General features: G+C 39.3%; 27 protein-coding genes. 19 read left to right on the top strand and 8 right to left on the bottom strand.

The window, feature by feature from the left end; translation table 11 throughout:
- The first annotated feature begins 90 nt into the window (after positions 1 to 90).
- The 5 genes from tkt to AFK25_RS06885 all read left to right on the top strand — a co-directional run bounded on the left by tkt (position 91) and on the right by AFK25_RS06885 (position 4,118).
- A complete protein-coding gene (tkt, locus tag AFK25_RS06865) occupies positions 91 to 2,094 on the top strand; it encodes a transketolase (RefSeq protein ID WP_035066522.1) in 2,004 nt (667 codons plus the stop codon).
- Between the two features lie 119 nt (positions 2,095 to 2,213).
- On the top strand, positions 2,214 to 2,426 hold the full coding sequence (locus tag AFK25_RS06870) for a YneF family protein (protein WP_019418294.1): 213 nt from the start codon (positions 2,214 to 2,216) through the stop codon (positions 2,424 to 2,426).
- Positions 2,427 to 2,539: 113 nt separating this feature from the next.
- On the top strand, positions 2,540 to 3,244 hold the full coding sequence (locus tag AFK25_RS06875) for a cytochrome c biogenesis CcdA family protein (protein WP_009361155.1): 705 nt from the start codon (positions 2,540 to 2,542) through the stop codon (positions 3,242 to 3,244).
- A gap of 26 nt (positions 3,245 to 3,270) precedes the next feature.
- Positions 3,271 to 3,630 (top strand): response regulator, encoded by a 360-nt coding sequence (locus AFK25_RS06880; RefSeq protein WP_035066521.1) that lies wholly within the window; start codon positions 3,271 to 3,273, stop codon positions 3,628 to 3,630.
- A gap of 20 nt (positions 3,631 to 3,650) precedes the next feature.
- Positions 3,651 to 4,118, top strand: coding sequence for a CcdC family protein (locus AFK25_RS06885; protein WP_035066518.1), 468 nt, complete (start codon positions 3,651 to 3,653; stop codon positions 4,116 to 4,118).
- Positions 4,119 to 4,132: 14 nt separating this feature from the next.
- Here the strand turns inward: AFK25_RS06885 and AFK25_RS06890 are convergent, their stop codons facing one another.
- Complete coding sequence (locus AFK25_RS06890) at positions 4,133 to 4,570, bottom strand: DUF2621 domain-containing protein (RefSeq protein ID WP_009361158.1); 438 nt, start codon at positions 4,568 to 4,570, stop codon at positions 4,133 to 4,135.
- Between the two features lie 77 nt (positions 4,571 to 4,647).
- Entirely contained in the window at positions 4,648 to 4,791 is a 144-nt protein-coding gene (locus AFK25_RS06895) for a small acid-soluble spore protein P (RefSeq protein ID WP_006318326.1), read from the bottom strand.
- Between the two features lie 105 nt (positions 4,792 to 4,896).
- Here AFK25_RS06895 and AFK25_RS06900 point away from each other — a divergent pair, with 105 nt between their 5' ends.
- Positions 4,897 to 5,157 carry a hypothetical protein gene (locus AFK25_RS06900; RefSeq protein ID WP_035066516.1) on the top strand — a complete coding sequence of 87 codons (261 nt, stop codon included), beginning with the start codon at positions 4,897 to 4,899 and terminating at the stop codon, positions 5,155 to 5,157.
- Between the two features lie 17 nt (positions 5,158 to 5,174).
- Here the strand turns inward: AFK25_RS06900 and sspO are convergent, their stop codons facing one another.
- Positions 5,175 to 5,324, bottom strand: a complete 150-nt coding sequence (sspO, locus tag AFK25_RS06905; protein WP_004890592.1) for a small acid-soluble spore protein SspO — start codon at positions 5,322 to 5,324, stop codon at positions 5,175 to 5,177.
- A 169-nt stretch (positions 5,325 to 5,493) separates the two neighbouring features.
- On the opposite strand from sspO, the gene acnA reads away from it, so the two are divergent.
- Positions 5,494 to 8,202 carry an aconitate hydratase AcnA gene (gene acnA / locus AFK25_RS06910; protein WP_009361160.1) on the top strand — a complete coding sequence of 903 codons (2,709 nt, stop codon included), beginning with the start codon at positions 5,494 to 5,496 and terminating at the stop codon, positions 8,200 to 8,202.
- A gap of 24 nt (positions 8,203 to 8,226) precedes the next feature.
- Here acnA and AFK25_RS06915 read toward each other — a convergent pair whose 3' ends face one another.
- Complete coding sequence (locus AFK25_RS06915; protein WP_009361161.1) at positions 8,227 to 8,358, bottom strand: Small acid-soluble spore protein; 132 nt, start codon at positions 8,356 to 8,358, stop codon at positions 8,227 to 8,229.
- 64 nt (positions 8,359 to 8,422) lie between these two features.
- On the opposite strand from AFK25_RS06915, the gene AFK25_RS06920 reads away from it, so the two are divergent.
- Complete coding sequence (locus AFK25_RS06920; protein ID WP_009361162.1) at positions 8,423 to 8,893, top strand: divergent PAP2 family protein; 471 nt, start codon at positions 8,423 to 8,425, stop codon at positions 8,891 to 8,893.
- Here AFK25_RS06920 and AFK25_RS06925 read toward each other — a convergent pair.
- Positions 8,888 to 9,784, bottom strand: a complete 897-nt coding sequence (locus AFK25_RS06925) for a DMT family transporter (protein ID WP_035066514.1) — start codon at positions 9,782 to 9,784, stop codon at positions 8,888 to 8,890. The genes AFK25_RS06920 and AFK25_RS06925 overlap by 6 nt on opposite strands.
- A gap of 59 nt (positions 9,785 to 9,843) precedes the next feature.
- Positions 9,844 to 10,527 carry a queuosine precursor transporter gene (locus AFK25_RS06930; protein ID WP_026011794.1) on the bottom strand — a complete coding sequence of 228 codons (684 nt, stop codon included), beginning with the start codon at positions 10,525 to 10,527 and terminating at the stop codon, positions 9,844 to 9,846.
- Positions 10,528 to 10,648: 121 nt separating this feature from the next.
- On the opposite strand from AFK25_RS06930, the gene AFK25_RS06935 reads away from it, so the two are divergent.
- Positions 10,649 to 11,299, top strand: a complete 651-nt coding sequence (locus AFK25_RS06935; RefSeq protein WP_081957744.1) for a ribonuclease H family protein — start codon at positions 10,649 to 10,651, stop codon at positions 11,297 to 11,299.
- On the top strand, positions 11,296 to 11,484 hold the full coding sequence (locus AFK25_RS06940) for a zinc-finger domain-containing protein (protein WP_009361166.1): 189 nt from the start codon (positions 11,296 to 11,298) through the stop codon (positions 11,482 to 11,484). The genes AFK25_RS06935 and AFK25_RS06940 overlap by 4 nt, the downstream gene beginning before the upstream one ends.
- A 33-nt stretch (positions 11,485 to 11,517) precedes the next feature.
- On the opposite strand, the gene AFK25_RS06945 is transcribed toward AFK25_RS06940, so the two are convergent.
- The gene (locus AFK25_RS06945) at positions 11,518 to 11,796 is read right to left on the bottom strand and encodes a DUF2564 family protein (protein ID WP_009361167.1); all 279 of its coding nucleotides are present in this window, start codon (positions 11,794 to 11,796) and stop codon (positions 11,518 to 11,520) included.
- Between the two features lie 112 nt (positions 11,797 to 11,908).
- The gene (cspD, locus tag AFK25_RS06950; RefSeq protein WP_003398931.1) at positions 11,909 to 12,109 is read right to left on the bottom strand and encodes a cold-shock protein CspD; all 201 of its coding nucleotides are present in this window, start codon (positions 12,107 to 12,109) and stop codon (positions 11,909 to 11,911) included.
- A gap of 248 nt (positions 12,110 to 12,357) precedes the next feature.
- Between cspD and AFK25_RS06955 the strand changes: the two genes are divergently transcribed.
- The 9 genes from AFK25_RS06955 to AFK25_RS06995 all read left to right on the top strand — a co-directional run bounded on the left by AFK25_RS06955 (position 12,358) and on the right by AFK25_RS06995 (position 21,747).
- Positions 12,358 to 12,606: a hypothetical protein gene (locus tag AFK25_RS06955; RefSeq protein WP_009361168.1), complete on the top strand. Its 249-nt coding sequence runs from the start codon at positions 12,358 to 12,360 to the stop codon at positions 12,604 to 12,606.
- A gap of 112 nt (positions 12,607 to 12,718) precedes the next feature.
- The gene (locus AFK25_RS06960) at positions 12,719 to 13,123 is read left to right on the top strand and encodes a secondary thiamine-phosphate synthase enzyme YjbQ (RefSeq protein ID WP_009361169.1); all 405 of its coding nucleotides are present in this window, start codon (positions 12,719 to 12,721) and stop codon (positions 13,121 to 13,123) included.
- On the top strand, positions 13,120 to 13,683 hold the full coding sequence (locus AFK25_RS06965) for a glycerol-3-phosphate responsive antiterminator (protein WP_009361170.1): 564 nt from the start codon (positions 13,120 to 13,122) through the stop codon (positions 13,681 to 13,683). The genes AFK25_RS06960 and AFK25_RS06965 overlap by 4 nt, the downstream gene beginning before the upstream one ends.
- 122 nt (positions 13,684 to 13,805) lie before the next feature.
- Positions 13,806 to 15,290, top strand: a complete 1,485-nt coding sequence (glpK, locus tag AFK25_RS06970; protein WP_035066509.1) for a glycerol kinase GlpK — start codon at positions 13,806 to 13,808, stop codon at positions 15,288 to 15,290.
- Positions 15,291 to 15,468: 178 nt separating this feature from the next.
- On the top strand, positions 15,469 to 16,050 hold the full coding sequence (locus AFK25_RS06975; protein WP_035066507.1) for a DUF5317 domain-containing protein: 582 nt from the start codon (positions 15,469 to 15,471) through the stop codon (positions 16,048 to 16,050).
- A gap of 195 nt (positions 16,051 to 16,245) precedes the next feature.
- Positions 16,246 to 18,069 carry a bifunctional diguanylate cyclase/phosphohydrolase gene (locus AFK25_RS06980; RefSeq protein WP_035066505.1) on the top strand — a complete coding sequence of 608 codons (1,824 nt, stop codon included), beginning with the start codon at positions 16,246 to 16,248 and terminating at the stop codon, positions 18,067 to 18,069.
- Positions 18,070 to 18,221: 152 nt separating this feature from the next.
- Positions 18,222 to 18,974 carry a DeoR/GlpR family DNA-binding transcription regulator gene (locus tag AFK25_RS06985; RefSeq protein ID WP_035066503.1) on the top strand — a complete coding sequence of 251 codons (753 nt, stop codon included), beginning with the start codon at positions 18,222 to 18,224 and terminating at the stop codon, positions 18,972 to 18,974.
- Entirely contained in the window at positions 18,971 to 19,894 is a 924-nt protein-coding gene (gene pfkB / locus AFK25_RS06990; RefSeq protein WP_035066501.1) for a 1-phosphofructokinase, read from the top strand. Before AFK25_RS06985 ends, pfkB begins: the two co-directional genes overlap by 4 nt.
- Entirely contained in the window at positions 19,891 to 21,747 is a 1,857-nt protein-coding gene (locus AFK25_RS06995; protein WP_035066499.1) for a PTS fructose transporter subunit IIABC, read from the top strand. Before pfkB ends, AFK25_RS06995 begins: the two co-directional genes overlap by 4 nt.
- Positions 21,748 to 21,854: the final 107 nt, after the last annotated feature.

Raw genomic sequence — 21,854 nt, forward strand, 5'->3', positions numbered from 1 at the left:
TCAAAAAAAATGTTGTGAAGCATTGTACATTTTACGAACTTTTCTATATCATAAAAGATGAGAATGTTTGCAAACGAAAGGATGAAGATGATGACACACTCTATTGAACAATTATCGATTGCAGCAATTCGTACGTTGTCGATTGATGCGATTGAAAAAGCAAATTCGGGTCACCCAGGAATGCCAATGGGAGCTGCACCAATGGCGTATACATTGTGGACAAAGTTTATGAACCATAATCCGCGCAATCCAAAATGGTTCAATCGCGATCGTTTTGTATTATCAGCAGGACACGGCTCGATGCTATTGTATAGCCTGCTTCATTTAAGTGGCTATGACGTCACAATCGAAGATATTAAACAGTTTCGCCAATGGGGAAGCAAAACACCAGGCCATCCGGAATACGGTCATACACCAGGTGTAGAAGCGACGACAGGACCGCTTGGGCAAGGAATTGCGATGGCTGTCGGAATGGCGATGGCGGAACGTCATTTAGCAGCTACATACAACAAAGACCGGTTCGAAATGATTAACCACTTTACATATGCGATTTGTGGTGACGGCGACTTAATGGAAGGAGTTTCTGCAGAAGCTGCTTCGTTAGCTGGTCATTTAAAGCTTGGACGTCTCATCGTTCTTTATGATTCGAATGATATTTCACTTGATGGCGAATTAAATCTTTCTTTCTCAGAAAGTGTAGAGCAACGGTTCAAAGCGTACGGTTGGCAATACATTCGTGTAGAAGACGGCAATAACATTGAAGAAATTGCTCAAGCGATTGCTGAAGCTCAAAAAGATTTACAACGTCCTACATTAATTGAAGTAAAGACAACGATTGGTTATGGCTCACCAAACAAAGCAGGAACAGCAGATGTGCACGGTGCTCCACTTGGAAAAGATGAAATTAAGTTAACGAAAGAAGCGTATAATTGGACGTTTGAAGAAGACTTTTACGTTCCAGATGAAGTGTATGCTCATTTTGAAAAAGTAGTGAAAGAAGCGGGAGAGAAAAAAGAAGCGGAATGGAACGCCTTATTTGCTGAATATGAGAAAGCGTATCCAGACTTAGCAAAACAATTACGCATGGCGATCGACGGTAAACTTCCTGAGGGTTGGGAAAAAGCATTGCCGGTATATGCAGAAGGAAAAAGTTTAGCAACACGCGCTTCTTCTGGGGAAGTATTGAATGCCATCGCAAAAGTTGTACCGCAATTTTTAGGTGGATCTGCGGACTTAGCCGGTTCAAACAAAACGTTAATTAAAGGTGCAGGAGACTTCTTGCCAGGTAGCTATGAAGGTCGCAACATTTGGTTTGGTGTCCGTGAATTTGCGATGGGGGCTGCGCTAAATGGCATGGCGCTTCACGGCGGTGTGAAAGTATACGGCGGTACGTTCTTTGTCTTTTCGGACTATTTACGTCCAGCCATTCGACTTGCTGCGCTGATGGGATTGCCTGTCACATATGTATTTACGCATGATAGCATTGCTGTCGGTGAAGATGGTCCGACGCATGAGCCAATTGAACAACTAGCCTCCTTACGAGCAATGCCAAATGTATGTGTCATTCGTCCAGCAGATGCAAATGAGACAGCTGCTGCATGGCGCTTGGCTGTAGAATCTACAGATCGCCCGACTGCTCTTGTGTTGACACGTCAAAACCTTCCTACGCTAGCAACGACAGCTGAGCGCGCTTATGAAGGGGTGAAAAAAGGAGCATATGTTGTTTCTGAAGCCCAAGGAGAAGTACAAGCATTATTGTTAGCATCTGGTTCAGAAGTTAGCTTAGCTGTAGAGGCACAGAAAGTGTTAGCAAATGAAGGGATCCATGTTTCAGTTGTAAGCATGCCTTCATGGGATCGTTTTGAAGCGCAAACAGCTGATTACAAAGAAAGTGTGATTCCGAAACATGTGAAGAAACGCCTTGCAATTGAAATGGGCGCATCTCTTGGTTGGGAGCGATATACAGGAGATGAAGGAGAGATTTTAGCAATCGATCGCTTCGGGGCTTCTGCACCGGGAGAAAAAATTATGCAAGAATATGGATTTACAGTGGAAAATGTCGTTGCACGTGTCAAAGCATTACTAAATAAATAATAAAACGGGGAGCGCATCTCCCCGTTTTATTATCGAATAAAGATTTTTTACTGAACATATTGTACAAACCATCATTGTTTAGTATAGTGTAATGTAGACAACATGAAGGAGGAAAAAATATGTGGGAAATGATTTTAGTAGGCATTGTAGCGCTTGCTGCCGGCGTTGCGCTCGGATTTTTTATTGCGCGTAAAACAATGATGAACTACTTGAAGAAAAATCCACCGATTAATGAACAAATGATTCGAATGATGATGATGCAAATGGGTATAACTCCATCCCAAAAGAAAATCAATCAAATGATGAAAGCGATGAACAACCAATTAAAATAAAAGGCAAGGCACTCGCGATGAGTGTCTTTTTTAGCACAGAAAGAAGCAGTTGCTCATATTTGTATTTTTTGATAAAATATAGGCAAACGAAGAAGAAATGGAGTGCCAAACATATGGACATTCAACTATTTGTTGCGTTTGGGGCGGGTGTACTTTCGTTTATTTCCCCATGCTGTTTGCCGCTTTATCCAGCTTTTTTATCATATATCACAGGAATGTCGGTTAGCGATTTAAAATCCGATTATGCGTTGTTGCAAAGAAGAAGTTTGTTACATACGTTATTTTTTTTGCTCGGATTTTCATTTATTTTTATTGCTATCGGTTTTGGCACGTCGGTGCTCGGACAATTTTTCCATACATACCAAGATCTCATTCGTCAAATTGGTGCAATATTGATGGTGTTTTTCGGGTTTGTCATTATCGGCATTTTTAAACCGAAGTTTTTAATGACTGATCGTCGTTTATCTTTTCAATATCGTCCATCTGGTTACATCGGTTCTTTTCTTATTGGCATGGCATTTGCTGCTGGTTGGACGCCATGTACAGGCCCAATTTTAGTATCCGTTATCGCCTTAGCAGCAACGAATCCAAGTTTAGGCGTTGTTTATATGACAGCTTACTCACTTGGCTTTGCTTTGCCATTTTTGCTCTTGTCTTTTTTTATCGGAAAAATGGGTTGGATTCGAAAACATCATGTCAAGTTAATGAAAATCGGCGGATATGTCATGGTAGGAATGGGTGTCGTATTATTTTTTGATTGGATGACGAAAATTACTATTTATATGACAAATATATTTGGTGGTTTTACTGGTTTTTAGTTTTGAAGGGTGTGGAGGGAAAGAAAATGGCAAGAGTTTTAATTGTGGATGATGCGAAGTTTATGCGCATGACGTTAGCGAATATTTTGAAAAAAGCAAATCATGAAGTTGTCGGGGAAGCAGAAAATGGAAAAGAAGCTGTTGATTTTTACATGGAGTTAAAGCCAGACGTTGTGACGCTTGATATTACGATGCCGGTGATGAGCGGACTTGAAGCGGTAAGGGAGATTAAGCAACGCGATCCGCATGCGAAAATTATTATGTGCTCAGCTATGGGACAACAAAAGATGGTCGTTGAAGCCATTGAAGCAGGGGCGCTTGATTTTATCTTAAAACCATTTGATGAAAGTCGTGTGATTGAAGCGATTCAACGTGTGTTGCAGTAAAAAAGAGAGGGAGATTCACTTTGGCCATTTTTAGTTCGGTATTTGCTGTATTGATGGCTGGACTTGTTTTTTTTATTCGAATGAAAGCGGCAGAAAAACCGACAAACGCTAAAAAAATTATATTACCGCCTATTTTTATGAGCACAGGTGCATTGATGTTTGTGCATCCGATGTTTCGGGTAACGGCGCTTGAATGTGGAGAGGCCATTTTCATCGGGGCACTTTTTTCTATTTTGTTAATTAAAACATCTTCGTTTGAAGTTCGAGGCAAAGAAATTTATTTACAACGCTCCAAAGCGTTCGTTTTTATTTTTGTTGGTTTAATTGTATTACGTTTAGCTCTAAAAACATATTTAAGCCGCACCATTGAGTACGGAGAGCTTGCCGGAATGTTTTGGATCCTCGCTTTTTCGATGATTGTTCCTTGGCGAGTGGCGATGTATGTATCATATCGTCGTCTTCAGCGCGAAATAATGGAAAAAAGCTAATCAACGAAGGGTGATTAGCTTTTTTTCATTAGTAGATGTTCGTATTTTGTAAAATCAATTTGTTTTTCTCGAAGAGCTTTAATTAAAAATTTATGGTCGCGTTTTGGTGTGGCGAGAATATAGCCACGAACAACTAAATCTTCTGTAATCCGATCCGCTTTTTCTTGTAACGCCAACTCTCCGATTTTGCCAGCGATTTTTTGACGAGCTACATCTCGAAACAGTTCAGGAACAGGACGAACTAAATCTTCGAGCAACGCTTTTTCTTTTTCAGACCATAAATGGCGTGTTTGTTCAATGTAATATTGCTGCCAATCTAATTCGGATTTCCCGTCTTCTTTCGGTAGTCGTTTTAAAAATTTCCGAAACATAAAAAAGCCACCGATTGACATCGTAACAAGGAGAAAAACGACCCAAAATAAAATAAACCATAAAAACCAACCTGTTAGCATACATTCCACCTCAACGTTTATTATGTAAAAAAATAAGAGCGGAATCAAGAAAAAGAGCTGACGTTGCGTCAGCTCTTTTACATATCGTGACTTGAGTTATGCTTTTGACGGGTATGATTTTGATTTTTTACTTTTTTCGATCCACTAAGCGGTTCTGGTTGTCCTGGGTTATCTCCTTTTGGAGCATTTTTTCGCATATCTTTGCTTGTATTTTTGTTCATATCATACACTCCTTTCCTTCATATGATGGCATGGTGGATGAGATTTATGCATATTTCGCTCATGAATAGGCACGATAAATATTAAAAAGAGAGGAAGTGAATGAGATGCCTTATCATAAAAATAAGCAACAAGCGTTTGAAGCTGCCCAACAAGGAACAATGGAGGCGAAAGAATGGTACGATCATCTTGTGAAAAGTGATGCAGATTACGGAAGTCAATTGCATCATTTAAAACAAGAAGTAAACGAAGCGTTTGAGCAAATTAATAATGCGCTTGAAGTAGCTTCTGAAAAACAGCGCAAACAGCTTGAACAATTTCGCAACGATTTGCAAGCGATTGTGGAGGAGGTAAATATGTATGAATAATCCCGCTTCAAGCGGGATTATTGATTTTTCTTACGTTTTTTATTATTTTGTTTTTGAGCTTCTGTCAGTGGCTCGTTCGAGAGCTCTTCATTGTAGCCCGCACCTTTTCCTTGGGCGCTTGCATCATTCATGCCAGGAATGACATGATTTGCTTTTCTTTTTACCATCTTTTTTCACCTCCTACAACTATTGTTGGAAAGAGAGCAAAAAAATATGCATTTATCTGAAACTTATAAACAATTATTATTTACTTATGTAGAGCATTGTATTAAGATAAAAGCGTAGGAATTTTGTGGGTTTGGGAGAAGATGAATTGTTAGAAGGGGGTAATACATAATGGTGAAAAATGATGTATTTCAAGCGCGTTCCACATTTGAAGTAAACGGGAAAACATATCATTATTATCGCTTACAAGCGCTTGAAGAAGCAGGAATTGGAAATGTATCACGTCTTCCGTATTCGATTAAAGTACTTCTTGAATCAGTACTTCGTCAAGTTGATGGACGTGTCATTACAAAAGAGCACGTTGAAAATTTAGCGAAATGGGGAACGAGCGAACTAAAAGATGTAGATGTTCCATTTAAACCATCTCGCGTTATTTTGCAAGACTTTACAGGTGTTCCAGCTGTCGTTGATTTAGCTTCGATGCGCAAAGCGATGGCGGACATCGGTGGAGATCCGTATGAAATCAACCCCGAAATTCCTGTCGATCTTGTCATTGATCACTCTGTCCAAGTTGATAAGGCTGGAACAGAAGATGCGCTCGAGTACAATATGAATTTAGAGTTTGAGCGTAATGCAGAACGCTATAAGTTTTTGAAATGGGCACAAAAAGCGTTCAGCAATTATCGTGCTGTTCCGCCAGCAACAGGTATTGTGCATCAAGTGAACTTAGAGTATTTAGCGAATGTAGTACATGTCGTTGAAGGAGAAAACGGTGAATATGAAGCGTTCCCAGATACGCTTGTAGGTACTGACTCTCACACGACAATGATTAACGGCATTGGCGTACTCGGTTGGGGTGTTGGTGGTATTGAAGCGGAAGCAGGTATGCTTGGACAACCTTCATACTTCCCGGTACCAGAAGTTATCGGCGTACGCTTAACAGGAAAGTTACCAAACGGTACAACAGCAACAGATCTTGCGTTAAAAGTGACGCAAGTACTTCGGAAAAAAGGGGTCGTCGGCAAGTTTGTTGAATTTTTCGGTCCAGGTGTGGCAACATTGCCGTTAGCAGACCGTGCCACAGTAGCAAACATGGCGCCTGAGTATGGTGCAACGTGCGGTTTCTTCCCAGTCGATGCAGAAGCGCTTGATTACTTGCGCTTAACAGGTCGTGATGAGCAGCATGTTCAAGTCGTTGAAGCATATTGCAAAGCTAACGGTTTGTTCTATACACCAGATGCGCAGGAGCCTGTATTTACAGATGTTGTTGAAATTAACTTATCAGAAATTGAACCAAATCTTTCTGGACCAAAACGTCCACAAGATTTAATTCCGCTTTCAAAAATGAAAGAATCGTTCCGTCAAGCAGTAGTTTCTCCGCAAGGAAACCAAGGTTTTGGCTTGACAGAAGCGGATTTGGATAAAGAAATGACAGTCACGTTAAACGGCGAAGAAGTAAAAATGAAAACAGGTGCGATTGCGATCGCTGCTATTACAAGCTGTACGAACACATCGAACCCATATGTGTTAATTGGGGCAGGTTTAGTCGCGAAAAAAGCAGTGGAAAAAGGATTAAAAGTTCCGAAATACGTAAAAACATCGCTTGCACCTGGTTCAAAAGTCGTCACAGGATACTTAAAAGATTCAGGACTTCTTCCTTATTTAGAACAAATTGGATTTAATATCGTTGGTTACGGTTGTACGACATGTATCGGTAACTCTGGTCCACTTGCTCCAGAGCTTGAAAAAGCGATTGCAGAAAATGATTTGCTTGTGACGAGTGTATTATCGGGTAACCGAAACTTTGAAGGACGCATTCATCCGCTCGTCAAAGGTAACTATTTAGCATCACCACCGCTCGTTGTGGCATATGCACTTGCTGGAACCGTTGATATCGACTTATTAAATGAGCCGATTGGTAAAGACCAAAACGGAAATGACGTGTACTTTAATGATATTTGGCCGTCTACAGAAGAAGTGAAAGAAGTCGTAAAACAAGCGGTGACACCGGAATTGTTCCGCAAAGAATACGAGCGAGTATTCGACGATAACGCTCGTTGGAATGCGATTGAAACGACGGACGAGCCACTTTATCAATGGGACGAAAATTCAACGTATATTCAAAACCCTCCATTCTTTGAAGGGTTATCACCAGAAGTGGAGGAAGTGAAACCACTTACTGGATTACGAGTAGTTGGTAAATTTGGTGATTCTGTCACGACAGACCATATTTCTCCAGCTGGATCGATCGGTATAAATACACCAGCAGGACAATACTTAATTTCTAAAGGTGTTGATCCGAAAGACTTTAACTCGTATGGTTCTCGTCGTGGTAACCATGAAGTGATGATGCGAGGTACGTTTGCTAACATTCGTATTCGTAACCAAATTGCCCCTGGTACAGAAGGTGGCTATACAACATATTGGCCAACAGGCGAAGTCATGTCGATTTACGATGCTTGCATGAAATATAAACAAGACGGTACAGGACTTGTTGTTATTGCTGGAAAAGATTACGGCATGGGAAGTTCGCGTGACTGGGCAGCAAAAGGAACATATTTACTTGGCATTAAAACGGTCATCGCTGAAAGCTTTGAGCGTATTCACCGTTCCAACCTTGTGCTCATGGGTGTGTTACCACTTCAATTTAAAGAAGGAGAAAATGCAGAAACGCTTGGGTTAACGGGCAAAGAAGTATTTGAAGTACACATCGATGAACATGTAAAACCGCGTGACTATGTAAAAGTTACAGCAACAGACGAACAAGGAAACAAAAAGGAATTTGAAGTACTTGTACGCTTTGACAGCGAAGTGGAAATTGATTACTATCGCCATGGTGGTATTTTACCGATGGTATTGCGTGAAAAATTAAAACGATAAGAAGAGAGCAGACCGCTCTCTTCTTTATTTTTTGTTTGTTTTTTTCGCCGCATTTTCTAATGCGCTTTTTGGATCTGGGGTAAATGTGGCATCATATCCTTGTGGATTGACACTTGGAGCGTTTTGGCCGCGATTTCTTCCATTATTTTTGCTCATGACGTCCACCTCCTGTGCATATTGTATCCGTCTTTTCGAAAAATATATGCAAGGAGGCAAGGACATGAATCGAGCCATTCAAACAGCATTATGTACAATTGCGTTAGCACAATTTTTAAAAATTCCATTGGCGAAAAGAAAAACAAAAAAATGGGATTGGTCACTGTTTTTCGAGACAGGTGGTATGCCAAGTTCGCATTCCGCGGGAGTTGCTTCACTTGCCACATATGTTGCTTTAAAAAGAGGAGTGCAGAGCATAGATTTTGCCCTTGCGACTATTTTTGGCTTAATTGTTATGTACGATGCTCAAGGGGTGCGTCATCAAGCAGGGGAGCTAGCTATTCGTGTGAATGAATTAACTGAAGAGATCGAAAAGATAAAAGGAGCTCCTGATGATGGGAAGCTTGACCGAAAAGAGGAGTTATTGCGTGAACGGCTTGGTCATCAACCTATTGAAGTCATTGGTGGAGCGTTTCTTGGTATTGTTACAGGAGGATTATCTTACGTAATAAGTAGGTGGAAGCGCTCGCTATGAGAGGCGAGCGCTCTTTTTCCTTTGCCATATATGTTGAGGGAGTTCAGACAAAACCATCCCTAATAAAATGAGTGCAGCTCCGAATAAGGCAGTTTGTTGAAGACGTTCATCATTCCATATATACGCAGTCAAAGCAGCAAAAACAGGTTCTAGAGCAAAAATTAAAGCAACACGTGTTGGAGATGTATATTGTTGAAAATGCGTTTGAATAAAGAAAGCAATGGTTGTTGCGAATAGTGCGGTGATGAGTAAAGCGCCCCATACATCAAATGTTAAAAAAGTGGAGAGCGGAATAACGGACCAATCTTCGAACAAATACGAACATATAAAACAAACAATTGATACCGTCTGAACTTGAACGGTTGTTAGTAGGACAGCTGAAAATTTTGTTGCATAGATGCTTGTTGAAACGATATGTAATGCAAAAGCAATGGCGCATAAAAAGACGAAAAGATCTCCTTTGTTCATTGACATATCTCCATTTATAGTCAAAAAATATAGCCCACACGTAGCTAACACGCTTCCAATGACAGCATGAAGCGAAGGTTTTTGCTTTAAAATCATAAATGAAAAAAAGGGGACAAGAACAACATTTAGTCCGGTAATGAATCCTGCTTTTGAAGAAGTAGTATACAATAAGCCGATGGTTTGAAGAGCATACCCAAGACATAACCAAATGCCAAGAATAAATCCAGAGAGTATAAGCTGTTTATCTAGCGGTTTTCGTTCAAAGATGAACACCCAAATCCATAGCAGTATGCTTGCGATCGCAAAACGTACGCCATTAAACAACAATGGGGGCAAAAAAGAAATGGCATTTTGAACGACGACAAACGTCGCTCCCCAAACGAATGCAACAAACAATAAACTTAAATCTGCTTTGTATTTCATATTCCTCTCCTTTATAAAAAATGTTGTGCGAGACAGAAGCCTCACACAACATTTTACCATCATTCCATATATTTTGGAGATATTTTTTTTGCGATATATACGAAAGGTGTATCTAACATTGCGACAATCCATTTTAACACATACGTCGTAATAAAAATTTGTATCCAATCGTGAAATGGGAATACACCGAGAAACGCGATCGATGCGAAAACGAGTGTATCGATTAATTGGCTAATCATCGTACTTCCATTATTGCGAATCCAAAGTTGAGAATCGTGCGGAAATTTCTTTTTAAACCAATGAAATAAGTGAACATCAAGTGACTGGCTAATTAAAAAAGCAAGCAAACTACCAACTGCGATACGTGGCAACAAACCGAAAATCGTTTCTAATGCCGGTTGTGCGAAGTCAGTAGCATGCGGCTTAAATAATAAAGCAAGTTGCATCACGATCGTGAGTGAAATGAGTGTAAAAAAGCCGAGCCATACCGCTTTTTGTGCTTCTTTTTTTCCGTACTTTTCACTTAAAATGTCAGTCACTAAAAAGGCAGTTCCGTACATGACGTTTCCAAGTGTAGCTGTCATACCAAGTAATTCAACCGTTTTAACGACTTGTAAATTAGCGACAACAGTAGAAAAGCCGATCCATACGAATAAACCTGAACGACCGAAGAAACGATAAATGAGCAATACAAGTGAAAATGTGACGATGGCAGAAAAAAGACCGAGTATTTCATTGAACATGGTGATCCCTCCTCTGTATGAAAGTATAAAGACACAAAGGATATTATACAATTGAGATCATTTTTTGTCTAAACTGTTATAATAAAATCAAAAAGAAAAGGTGAGCGATGTGAAGGTATTTATGGAGTGGACATATGTAACACCGAAAAAAAAGGAAATGGTGTGGACATCAAAAGAAATGGAAGTGGAAGAAGCTTTCGTTTTTGCGGAAGATATAGAGAAAACGGGAAGAGTAAAACAACTTTTATTTTATGATGCACGTGGTATAGCGTGGACAAAGAAAGAGTTAACCAAACTAATGAAAGAAATCGAAGCGGATCCGCATGATGTTGTTGCATATTTTGATGGCGGTTTTGATCATGAAACAAAAAAAGCGGGAGTTGGCGTTGTTATTTATTATAAACAAAACGGCGATCCATTTCGCATACGCGCAAATGCGCAGCTAGATGAATTGCAGTCAAATAATGAAGCGGAGTATGCAGCATTCCATTTTTTACTCGAACAGCTTGACCATCTCGGTGTTCATCATTTACCCGTCGTTTTCCGCGGAGACGCGCATGTCGTATTTCATCAATTATCTGATGAATGGCCAGTATTTTCAGAAGAGGGGAGATGGATTGAGCGAATTGAGCAAAAAATGAAGAAACTTTGTATTTCACCAATTTATGAACCAATTCGTAGAAAACAAAATGGTGAAGCGCATCAATTAGCGACACAAGCGCTTCGTGGAACGATCATTACGAGTACAATGCGGTTGGAGCGTGAACGATGAATCGAAAAGACGTGTTACTTCGGTTAAATGAGTTGTTTGATACGTATTGCGAAGGATGTTTTGTGAAAAGAACATTTCGTAAAGAGTGCGGAAAATCGTATGCGCAATCGTTTTGCATTCAGACATGTACAGTAGGCGAAAAAATACAACAATACGGTCAGTTGCTTGTGAAACAAAAAGTGTAACAAGGTGTCCCGGATGCTCGGGACACCTTGTGGCTACATGTGATTGATCGTCTCAAATAATTGATGATGTGCGTCTGCTAGTTCCTTTTCACATTGTAACAATAATGGATCGTCTTTGTTTGTTTTGGCGCGCGCAATTGCTTCTTTTGCTTGTTCAATTGCTTGTTTTGCATGATCAAACGCATGGTCATCTAAACTCATTGTTGCAGCTGCAACCATTTTTTTTGCTGATTCAACGGCTAAATGTGCATTTTCAATTTTAGTAAATACGCTATCGGACTGAAGATGCGGCTTTTTTGGATTTTGTGTCATTGCTATCCCTCCTCGTTTGTAGTATTTGTGTGAAAGGAGGGGAGTATGTAATGAAAAAAGACCAGCGTTTGCTGGTCTTTTCGTCGAGCTATATATGAATCATCTCAGACGATTATAATTTCACTACGTTTGCAGCTTGAGGGCCACGGTTTCCTTGAACGATTTCAAAAGAAACAGCTTGACCTTCTTCTAACGTTTTGTAGCCTTCACCTTGGATTGCTGTGAAGTGTACGAATACATCGTCTCCGCCTTCAACTTCGATGAATCCGTAACCTTTTTCGTTGTTAAACCATTTTACTTTACCGTTTTGCATAATACTGAATCCTCCTAATACCTTTTAGCCAATAGGCTAATGAAAAAATTTTTCATATAACGGAATATATCCACAGCAACCAATCGGTGCAGGACATATATTCAGTTAGATGATAATTAGACTATACACGAATGACAAGGAAGAGTCAAGACAAAAAGGCGATTTTTTCAAAAAATTTTTTTAGAGGAGGATTTTTGTAATCAGTGCATAACATTAACAGTAAGGAGTATAGAAAGGGAGTGAGCGGCATGTATCGTGGTCAAATTTGTGGAAAAGAAGTCATCATTAAGTTAAGTAACCATGTACGAAAGCAAAAAGTCGATCAAGAAAAGCTATATCAAACGGTTTTAGCGTTTAGCGAAGCGGCATTTGAGCAGCAGAAAGAACAATTTGGTATTGTAAGCAAACAAGGTTTAATTGTTGCCTCTGTTGAACAGCACGATTTGCCTGTGATTTCGGTAGATTATATCATTCCGTCTCACCATGTATATGATTGAAGCCCAGATCATCCTGGGCTTTCACTATGATAGGTGCTCATGAATTTTTTTATGGAAAAGAATTGTGAAAATATGTATGATCATAAATATATGAGGATAAAGGTGGGAAGGTATGATGATGAAACGATGGACGATTCAAACAACGAAGCGAGATGAGTTTGTAGATGTTACTTCGTTTGTCCAATCATTTGTTACAGAAAGTGGAGTGCAAGAAGGAATTGTTGTTGTTTATTGTCCACATACAACCGCAGGAATAACAATAAATGAAAATGCTGACCCGGATGTGAAACGAGACATGATTCGTCGTTTTGATGAATTGTATCCATGGCATCATGCGCTTGATCGGCATAGTGAAGGAAATACAGCGGCACATATGAAAGCAAGCACGGTTGGATCCTCAGCGCATGTTATTGTCACGAAAGGCCAGTTGCTTCTTGGGACATGGCAAGGCATTTATTTTTGCGAGTTCGATGGACCGAGAACGCGTACATTTTATGTAAAGGTGATGGAAGGATGAACGGACAACGTATTTTGCCCGCTGTACGTTCGATGAAAGATTTTGATAAACTGATCAAAATGAATTACGAATATGGGGTATTTTTAGATATTCATATTGGTATGCTGAAAAGTGTGTATACATACGCAAATGAGCATGGTAAAAAAATGTTTCTTCACGTTGACTTAATTCAAGGATTAAAAAGCGACGAATATGCAACGGAATTTTTATGTCAGCTCGTCAAACCGTATGGATTGATTTCGACAAAAAGCAGTGTAATTACGAAAGCGAAACAAAAAGGCGTGGTCGCGATTCAACGCACATTTATTATTGATTCGAACGCGTTTGAGCGAAGCGTTCAACTTGTAGAAAAAACAAACCCCGATTATATTGAAGTGTTGCCTGGTGTTGTTCCGAAAGTCATTTCTCAACTTCATGAACGAACGGGGAAAAACATTATTGCTGGCGGATTAATAGAAAATGAAACAGAGGTCGAAGCAGCACTTGCCGCAGGGGCTGTTGCTGTAACGACATCAAATGTCGAACTTTGGCGGTATTTTGCTCCGCAACAAATGTATTGACAGCGTTTTCAAAATCAATTAGTCTTATAATTAAGTTCATTATGTTAGTGAGAGAGAGGAGAGACTCACACGCGTTTTTATAAATCGCGGTGTGGGTCTTTTTTTGCAAGGGGGATAGGTGTATGTATATTTTAGCTCTTGATCAAGGGACAACGAGTTCGCGTGCCATTTTATTTAATCAAAAAGGGGAAATTGTGCATATGGCACAAAAAGAGTTTGCACAATATTTTCCTCAACCAGGATGGGTCGAGCATAATCCGAATGAAATTTGGGGCTCTATTTTAGCTGTCATTGCAACAGTATTGTCGGAAGCGGCTATTGAGCCAAAACAAATTGCGGCAATCGGTATTACAAACCAACGCGAAACGACAGTCGTATGGGATAAACAAACAGGGCAGCCGATTTATAACGCGATTGTATGGCAATCACGCCAAACAGCGCAAATTTGTGAACAATTGAAACAGGCTGGATATCATGATGTATTTCATAAAAAAACAGGTTTGCTCATTGACGCTTATTTTTCAGGAACGAAAGTGAAATGGATTTTAGACCATGTTGATGGTGCACGTGAAAAAGCAGAACGAGGGGACTTATTGTTTGGAACAATTGACACATGGCTTACTTGGAAACTGTCTGGCGGAAAAGTACATGTAACTGACTACTCTAATGCGTCAAGAACGTTAATGTTCAACATTTATGAGCAAAAATGGGATGATGAGTTACTCGACATTTTACAAGTGCCGAAAGCGATGTTGCCAGATGTTCGACCATCTTCAGAAATTTACGGACATACGGCACCTTACCATTTCTTCGGACAAGAGGTACCGATCGCTGGAATTGCAGGAGATCAGCAGGCGGCATTATTCGGGCAAGCATGCTTTGAAGAAGGAATGGCGAAAAACACATACGGCACAGGTTGTTTTATGTTAATGAATACGGGTGAAAAAGCCGTTCAGTCAAAACACGGTTTGTTAACGACGATTGCGTGGGGGATGGATGGGAAAGTCGAGTATGCACTAGAAGGGAGCATTTTCGTTGCTGGATCTGCAATTCAATGGCTACGTGACGGATTACGAATGATTAAGGAAGCAAAAGATAGCGAGGCGTATGCAATAAAAGTGCAGTCAACGGATGGAGTATACGTCGTGCCAGCATTTGTAGGACTTGGAACACCATATTGGGATAGCGACGTACGAGGAGCAGTATTCGGCTTGACGCGTGGAACGACAAAAGAGCATTTCATTCGGGCAACACTTGAGTCGCTTGCATACCAAACGAAAGATGTGTTAACTGCCATGGAAGCAGATGCGGGAATTACGTTAAAAACGTTGCGTGTAGACGGCGGAGCAGTCCAAAATAACTTTTTAATGCAATTTCAAAGCGACATCCTCGGTGTGCCTGTTGAGAGACCAATGATTAATGAGACGACTGCACTAGGTGCGGCTTATTTGGCAGGACTTGCAGTTGGATATTGGAAAAGTAAAGAAGAAATTGCGAAGCAGTGGAATATTGATCGCGCCTTTGAACCGAAAATGTCTACTGATGTTCGCCAACATTTATATGATGGATGGAAAAAAGCAGTTCGTGCTGCACAAATGTTTAAATGAAAACAAAACTAGCTACCCACTCGGTAGCTGGTTTTGTTTTAAAATAAAACTATGTTCTAAATAATCAACAGGAAACAGAAATATTTCATTAGTATAACCGTTTTCACATAAAAAAAATGTGATAATATAATCAGTAAAAAGACAAAAAATTTTGGTTTTAAAGAAATGTGAGGACTATATGGTATACGATGGAATTATTTTAGGGATTTTCATTGGCTTATTTCGCGGAGGTAATTTTAAAGGTATTGCAACTTTGAAGTTAAAAGGAGGTTGGATTTTTCCAATCTTATTGCTTGTGCAATGGATTTTTTTCTTGTTGCAGGATCGTATCGCTATTTTAGCGAATATAAGTAACATCACATTTATCGTTGTCTACATCGTTGGATTAACGTTCATTTGGCTTAATCGTCATTATCCAGGGATGAAAACCATTTTTGCTGGTGTGCTTTTAAATTTCATTGTCATTGCTTTGAATGGCGGTAGAATGCCTGTTTCACTTGAAGCAACACAAGTTGTTTTAGGACAAGAATACGTCGAGCTTCTAAAAACAGGACTTTACGGGAAGCATATGGCTATTACAAATGATACTATTTTCCCATTCTTAGGGGATATTATTCCTTTGGCACCACCCTATCCGCGTGCTAAAGTGATTAGCATAGGCGATGTAGTCATGAATATCGGTGTCTTTTTGTTTATTCAGTATTTAATGATGAAGGAAAAACAAACAAATTCTCTTCACCCAACACATGAAGGGAGGTGAAAAACATGAACGCACGCGTGAAAAACGTACTTATTAATCTCGTCGTTATCGGTTCTGTTATTGTTGCGTTGACTTCTGCCATTAAAGTGATTGGATAGAAGAAAGAGGGAGGATAACTCCCTTGATTTGTATTTAATGTATATATTTATAAAATTTCAATTGTAAAAATATAGATTTAGGATGAGTGATTAACGTATGACGACGATTTGGTCGAGAGTGTATATTTGTGTTTTAGGGATATTCACTTGTGCCCTAAGTGTCTTTGCATTTAACTTTTCCTTTCGGTTTCCGTATCTTGAAGAGTGGGTATGGGTTTATTTTTTATCTATTTCTGCGTTTATTTTGAGTCGTTTTGAAATTCAGATTGTTCAAAATAAAAGTTCATTTTCTATGGATTCTGCTATTTTCTTAGCAACGGTTCTTCACTTTGGATTATATGTAGCTTCTTGGGTATTGTCGCTATTTTACTTACTTCAAATTATGTATAATCGGACTGTCCCGATATGGGCTCATCTTTTGAATTTTTTTATGTATTTAATCATGATATTTTTTACTAGCTTTTCGTTCAGCTTTCTAAATGGGAAGGTAGGAGGGGAGATTGTATATAATCTCTATCCTTATTTCTTGAGTTTAATTGTATATTTTGCGATTAATGTAATAATTTTAATCGGTTTTTATCGTTCTATACAATCAAAGTTTACAGGTGTATTTAATTTCGGACTCTTAAAGGAAGTTTTTTTTATTTATTTCGTCACGCTACTTCTTTCTTTAGTGCTTATTATTTTAATTGATAACGAAGGTTTTTTCGGGCTGTTTTTATTTACAGTTCTAGTTGTTTTGCTATCCATTACGTTTGGAAAAGTGCTCGAATGGTATCAAGAAATGGCCAATCAAGCGAATAAAGATTACCTCACCGGCTTATATAACCACGGATATTTTAAAGATTACTTAAAGGAACTATTTCGGGAGACGAAAAAAACGGGTGGTCAGTTTTCGGTTGCTTTTTTAGATTTAGATGATTTTAAAAAATATAACGATTATCACGGTCATGTGCAAGGTGACCGATTGTTGAAATTTGTTGGGGAGTATTTAAAAAATGAAACGAAAGATTGTGGTTTTACAGTAGCACGATATGGTGGAGAAGAGTTTGCGATCATTTTGCCGAAAACGGAGAAACACGCGGCAGCAGCTTTTATGGATCAATTGCGGAAAAAATTAAATGATACGCCATTTGACGGGGTTGAACGACTTCCATATCGTTGTATTTCGTTCTCATGCGGAATTGCTGAGTATGAATCTGACATGTATGAAGAAAGTGAACTGCTACATAAAGCTGACCAAGCTCTTTATTATTCGAAAGCACAAGGAAAAAATAATGTGCAATTGTATGATGAAAAAAGAATATCTCGTGATGCATTGAAATTTAAAGAAGACTTAGATGCAATTGAAGAGCAGCTGAAACTGTTGCTTTATAAAGATGTGTATACATACCGTCATAGTAAACGTGTATTTACATATGCAATGGAATTTAGTGATCGATTACCGCTTACAGAAGAAGAAAAACGGACTCTTATTTTAGGGGCACTCGTTCATGATATTGGTAAAATCGAAGTTTCGCGAGACATTATTAATAAAAAAGGCAAACTCACCTCTGATGAATGGGAAATGATGAAAAAACACGTCATATGGGGGAAAGAAATCGTTCTCTCCGATGGTCGTTTTGAAGAAGTGATTCCACTTGTTGAACTTCATCATGAGCGTTACGATGGACGAGGCTATCCTTATGGGATAAAAGGCGAGGAAATACCAAAGTTAGCCCGTATTTTGTGCATTATTGACTCATTCGATGCGATGACGACAGACCGCCCGTATCAACGAACAAAAACATTCTCCGAAGCAATTGTTGAATTGCGCCGTTGTTCTGGTACGCAATTTGATCCTCAATATGTCGAGCCATTTATCCAAATGATTGAAGAATATTATCCCGAGAAAATCACTAATAAAACTGTCTCTACATGAGGCAGTTTTTTATTTTTCTGAAATATGATTGTTTTTGAATGATATGTGAAAAATTATGATAATTTTTGATTAAAATTGAGCGAATTTGATTGATTTTTTAATGATACTTCGGTATGATAAAGATGTAAGCGGTTTAAAAAGGAGGTGTAAAATTGTTAACACCAGAAAGACATCGCGTTATTTTGCAGTTGCTACAAGAAAAAGAAGTTGTAAAGTTACATGAATTTGTTGAAGCAACACAATGTTCGGAATCGACGATTCGACGTGATTTAAGCCAACTAGAAAAAGAAAAAAAATTAAAGCGCGTTCATGGTGGGGCTGCGTTGTTACAACAAAAAAGAGAAGAGTTGAGCGTTTTTGAAAAATCGACGAAAAACATTCATGAAAAACAGCTCATTGGAAAATACGCAGCAAGTCTTATTCAAGAGGGTGATTGCATTTATTTAGATGCAGGAACGACAACATTACAGATGATTCCTTATATTGAAGCAAAAAATATCGTCGTCGTAACGAACGGCATTATGCATATTGAAGCACTGTTAGAAAAAGACATTCCAACGTATCTTGTTGGTGGGCTAATTAAGAAAAAAACGAATGCGTTAATTGGTCGAGGAGCTATTCACTCGTTGCAACAGTATAGTTTTGACAAATGTTTTATCGGTGTAAACGGCGTTCATATTGACTTTGGTTATACAACTCCAGATCCGGAAGAAGCGCTTATAAAACAAACTGCTATTCATTTATCACAACAAGCTTTTGTATTAGCCGATCACTCAAAATTAAACGAAAGTACGTTTGCCAAAATTGCACCATTACAAGAGGCAACGATGATTACGGATGAAACAGATGAAGAGTTGCTAGCAATGTATGAAGCAAAAACGACAGTAGAGGTTGTGAAATCATGATTTATACATGTACGTTAAATCCTTCCGTCGATTATGTTGTGAAAGCACAACAGATCGAACTTGGAAAATTAAATCGAGCAACAAAAACGGCATATTTTCCGGGCGGAAAAGGAATTAATGTGTCGCGTGTATTGAAACGGTTACACGTTCATAATATTGCTCTTGGATTTATTGGTGGATTTACAGGTCAGTTTATTGCTGATGAATTGAAAAGAGAGCATATTTTAACAGATTTTATTACTGTACCTGGACAAACGCGACTAAACATTAAGTTAAAAGGGGAAAAAGAAACGGAAATAAATGGGGAAGGGCCGGTCATTAACGACGAACATAAAGAAGCGTTAATTGCTAAAATTAAGCAATTAAAAAAAGGAGATATCCTCGTTTTAGCAGGAAGCCTTCCGCCCTCGGTAGATGATACATTTTACGTCACGATGATGGAAGAAGCAAAAAAACGACGGGTTGCTGTTGTCGTTGATACGAGTGGCAATGCACTGAAACAAGCCGTTGCATACGAGCCGTTTTTACTTAAACCAAACCAAATAGAGCTTGGAGAATTGTTCGGAGTCAGCATTCATAGTCGTCATCAAATATTGGAATACGGGAAAAAACTGATTAACAATGGTGTCCAGCACGTAATTGTTTCACTTGCTGGAGATGGGGCCATTTTGTTCCATAAAGATGTGATATTAGTCGCTCAAGCTCCAAAAGGAATAGTGAAAAATTCGGTTGGTGCCGGCGATTCGATGGTAGCGGGTTTTTTAGCTGCATATGTGAACGAAGCATCGCTTGAAGAAGCGTTTCGTTATAGTGTTGCCGCGGGGAGTGCAACAGCATTTTCTGAAGATTTATGCACAGAAGAAGAGGTTCATCGCTTATTAGATGAAGTAAAAATTATACGAATGGAGGATCGGGTATGAGAATAACAGATTTGTTGACAGAGGATACGATTGTTCTTGATTTGAAAGCGCGAACAAAAAAAGAAGTGATTGAAGAATTAGTAGACGTTCTTGAGAAGACAGGAAAGTTACACAATCGTCAAACGTTTATTGAAGCAATTTTTGCCCGTGAAGCACAAAGCACGACAGGGATTGGCGAAGGAATTGCTATCCCTCATGCAAAAACGAAAGCGGTGCGCACTCCAGCCGTTGTTTTTGGGCGTTCGAAAGAAGGAATTGATTACGATTCGTTAGACGGAAAACGAAGCCATTTGTTTTTTATGATTGCCGCACCTGAAGGAGCAAATAACACACATTTGGAAGCGTTATCTCGCTTGTCGACATTGTTAATGGATGCATCGTTTCGCTCAAAAATTGAAAACGCTTCGACAAAACAACAGATCATTCAGGTGATTCAAGAAAAGGAGGGAGAAATGGTGAAAGAAGAAAAACAACCATATGGAAAGAAAAAAGTGTTAGCTGTTACCGCTTGTCCGACAGGAATTGCACATACGTATATGGCTGCTGACGCCTTGAAGGCAAAAGCAAAAGAAATGGGAGTAGATATAAAAGTAGAAACAAACGGTTCAAGTGGTGTGAAAAATGAGTTAACACAACAAGAAATTGAAGAAGCGGTCGCCATTATCGTTGCAGCAGATAAGCAAGTAGAGATGGATCGATTTGATGGAAAACATGTTATCCAAGTACCTGTTGCCGATGCTATTCGTAAACCCGAGCAACTTATTGATCGAGCTTTAAAACAAGAGGCTCCAATTTATCGAGCAAGCGGTGGACAGCGTTCATATGCATCAAAAGAACGAACAGGATTTTATAAACATTTAATGAACGGCGTATCGAATATGCTTCCGTTCGTTGTCGGTGGCGGTATTTTAATTGCGATCTCATTTATTTTTGGTATTAAAGCATTTGATCCAAATGATCCATCATTCCATCCGGTAGCAAAAGCGTTGATGGATATTGGTGGTGGTAGTGCCTTTGCACTTATGATTCCAGTGTTAGCTGGTTTTATTGCGATGAGCATAGCGGATCGTCCAGGATTTGCTCCGGGGATGGTCGGTGGATTTATGGCAGCAAATGGCGGTGCAGGCTTTTTAGGTGGACTAATTGCGGGCTTTTTAGCCGGTTATCTCGTTGTCGGATTGAAAAAATGGTTTAGTCGTTTACCGCAATCACTTGAGGGAATTAAACCGGTTCTTCTTTATCCGTTATTTGGAATATTGCTTACAGGATTTATTATGATGTATGTCGTCATTGATCCAGTAAAAGCGTTAAATGAAGGAATGAAAACATGGCTTGAAAATATGGGAACAGGCAACCTTGTTTTACTTGGTCTGATCCTCGGTGGTATGATGGCGGTTGATATGGGTGGACCAATTAATAAAGCGGCGTTTACGTTTGGCATTGCGATGATTGATGCCGGAAATTATGCCCCACATGCAGCTATTATGGCAGGTGGAATGGTGCCTCCTTTAGGATTAGCACTTGCAACAACATTATTCAAAAAGAAATTTACAAAAGCGGAACGGGAAGCAGGGAAAACGTGCTATATTATGGGTGCTTCGTTTATTACAGAAGGGGCCATTCCGTTTGCGGCAGCTGATCCAGGACGTGTCATTCCTTCCATTATCGTCGGTTCAGCCATTGCGGGGGCGTTAACGATGATGTTTGGTATTGGACTTCCAGCACCACATGGCGGCATTTTCGTTATCCCGATTGTAAAAGGGAATCCATTGTTATATGTGCTTGCCATTTTCATCGGTTCACTTGTGACTGCATTAATGATTGGATTCTGGAAAAAAGAAGTGAAAGAATAATAGATTATAAGCGCGCGATGAGAAAAATCGCGCGTTTTTTATGAAAACTATTTGACAAAGATAATCATTATCATTTAATATATTTAATGAAAATAATTATCAATTAT

The organism is Anoxybacillus gonensis, from assembly GCF_001187595.1.
In the GTDB taxonomy this organism is placed as follows: domain Bacteria; phylum Bacillota; class Bacilli; order Bacillales; family Anoxybacillaceae; genus Anoxybacillus; species Anoxybacillus gonensis.

Excerpts from the sequence above, each read along its gene's own strand:
- glpK (WP_035066509.1), top strand. The coding sequence starts at position 13,806 with ATGTATATTTTAGCTCTTGATCAAGGGACAACGAGTTCGCGTGCCATT.
- acnA (WP_009361160.1), top strand. The coding sequence starts at position 5,494 with ATGGTGAAAAATGATGTATTTCAAGCGCGTTCCACATTTGAAGTAAAC.
- AFK25_RS06965 (WP_009361170.1), top strand. The coding sequence starts at position 13,120 with ATGAACGGACAACGTATTTTGCCCGCTGTACGTTCGATGAAAGATTTT.
- AFK25_RS06870 (WP_019418294.1), top strand. The coding sequence starts at position 2,214 with ATGTGGGAAATGATTTTAGTAGGCATTGTAGCGCTTGCTGCCGGCGTT.
- AFK25_RS06895 (WP_006318326.1), bottom strand. The coding sequence starts at position 4,791 with ATGAACAAAAATACAAGCAAAGATATGCGAAAAAATGCTCCAAAAGGA.
- AFK25_RS06880 (WP_035066521.1), top strand. The coding sequence starts at position 3,271 with ATGGCAAGAGTTTTAATTGTGGATGATGCGAAGTTTATGCGCATGACG.
- AFK25_RS06940 (WP_009361166.1), top strand. The coding sequence starts at position 11,296 with ATGAATCGAAAAGACGTGTTACTTCGGTTAAATGAGTTGTTTGATACG.
- AFK25_RS06930 (WP_026011794.1), bottom strand. The coding sequence starts at position 10,527 with ATGTTCAATGAAATACTCGGTCTTTTTTCTGCCATCGTCACATTTTCA.
- AFK25_RS06935 (WP_081957744.1), top strand. The coding sequence starts at position 10,649 with ATGGAGTGGACATATGTAACACCGAAAAAAAAGGAAATGGTGTGGACA.
- AFK25_RS06955 (WP_009361168.1), top strand. The coding sequence starts at position 12,358 with ATGTATCGTGGTCAAATTTGTGGAAAAGAAGTCATCATTAAGTTAAGT.
- AFK25_RS06945 (WP_009361167.1), bottom strand. The coding sequence starts at position 11,796 with ATGACACAAAATCCAAAAAAGCCGCATCTTCAGTCCGATAGCGTATTT.
- tkt (WP_035066522.1), top strand. The coding sequence starts at position 91 with ATGACACACTCTATTGAACAATTATCGATTGCAGCAATTCGTACGTTG.
- pfkB (WP_035066501.1), top strand. The coding sequence starts at position 18,971 with ATGATTTATACATGTACGTTAAATCCTTCCGTCGATTATGTTGTGAAA.
- AFK25_RS06900 (WP_035066516.1), top strand. The coding sequence starts at position 4,897 with ATGCCTTATCATAAAAATAAGCAACAAGCGTTTGAAGCTGCCCAACAA.
- AFK25_RS06920 (WP_009361162.1), top strand. The coding sequence starts at position 8,423 with ATGAATCGAGCCATTCAAACAGCATTATGTACAATTGCGTTAGCACAA.
- AFK25_RS06995 (WP_035066499.1), top strand. The coding sequence starts at position 19,891 with ATGAGAATAACAGATTTGTTGACAGAGGATACGATTGTTCTTGATTTG.
- AFK25_RS06925 (WP_035066514.1), bottom strand. The coding sequence starts at position 9,784 with ATGAAATACAAAGCAGATTTAAGTTTATTGTTTGTTGCATTCGTTTGG.
- AFK25_RS06890 (WP_009361158.1), bottom strand. The coding sequence starts at position 4,570 with ATGCTAACAGGTTGGTTTTTATGGTTTATTTTATTTTGGGTCGTTTTT.
- cspD (WP_003398931.1), bottom strand. The coding sequence starts at position 12,109 with ATGCAAAACGGTAAAGTAAAATGGTTTAACAACGAAAAAGGTTACGGA.
- sspO (WP_004890592.1), bottom strand. The coding sequence starts at position 5,324 with ATGGTAAAAAGAAAAGCAAATCATGTCATTCCTGGCATGAATGATGCA.
- AFK25_RS06960 (WP_009361169.1), top strand. The coding sequence starts at position 12,719 with ATGATGATGAAACGATGGACGATTCAAACAACGAAGCGAGATGAGTTT.
- AFK25_RS06975 (WP_035066507.1), top strand. The coding sequence starts at position 15,469 with ATGGTATACGATGGAATTATTTTAGGGATTTTCATTGGCTTATTTCGC.
- AFK25_RS06875 (WP_009361155.1), top strand. The coding sequence starts at position 2,540 with ATGGACATTCAACTATTTGTTGCGTTTGGGGCGGGTGTACTTTCGTTT.
- AFK25_RS06980 (WP_035066505.1), top strand. The coding sequence starts at position 16,246 with ATGACGACGATTTGGTCGAGAGTGTATATTTGTGTTTTAGGGATATTC.
- AFK25_RS06915 (WP_009361161.1), bottom strand. The coding sequence starts at position 8,358 with ATGAGCAAAAATAATGGAAGAAATCGCGGCCAAAACGCTCCAAGTGTC.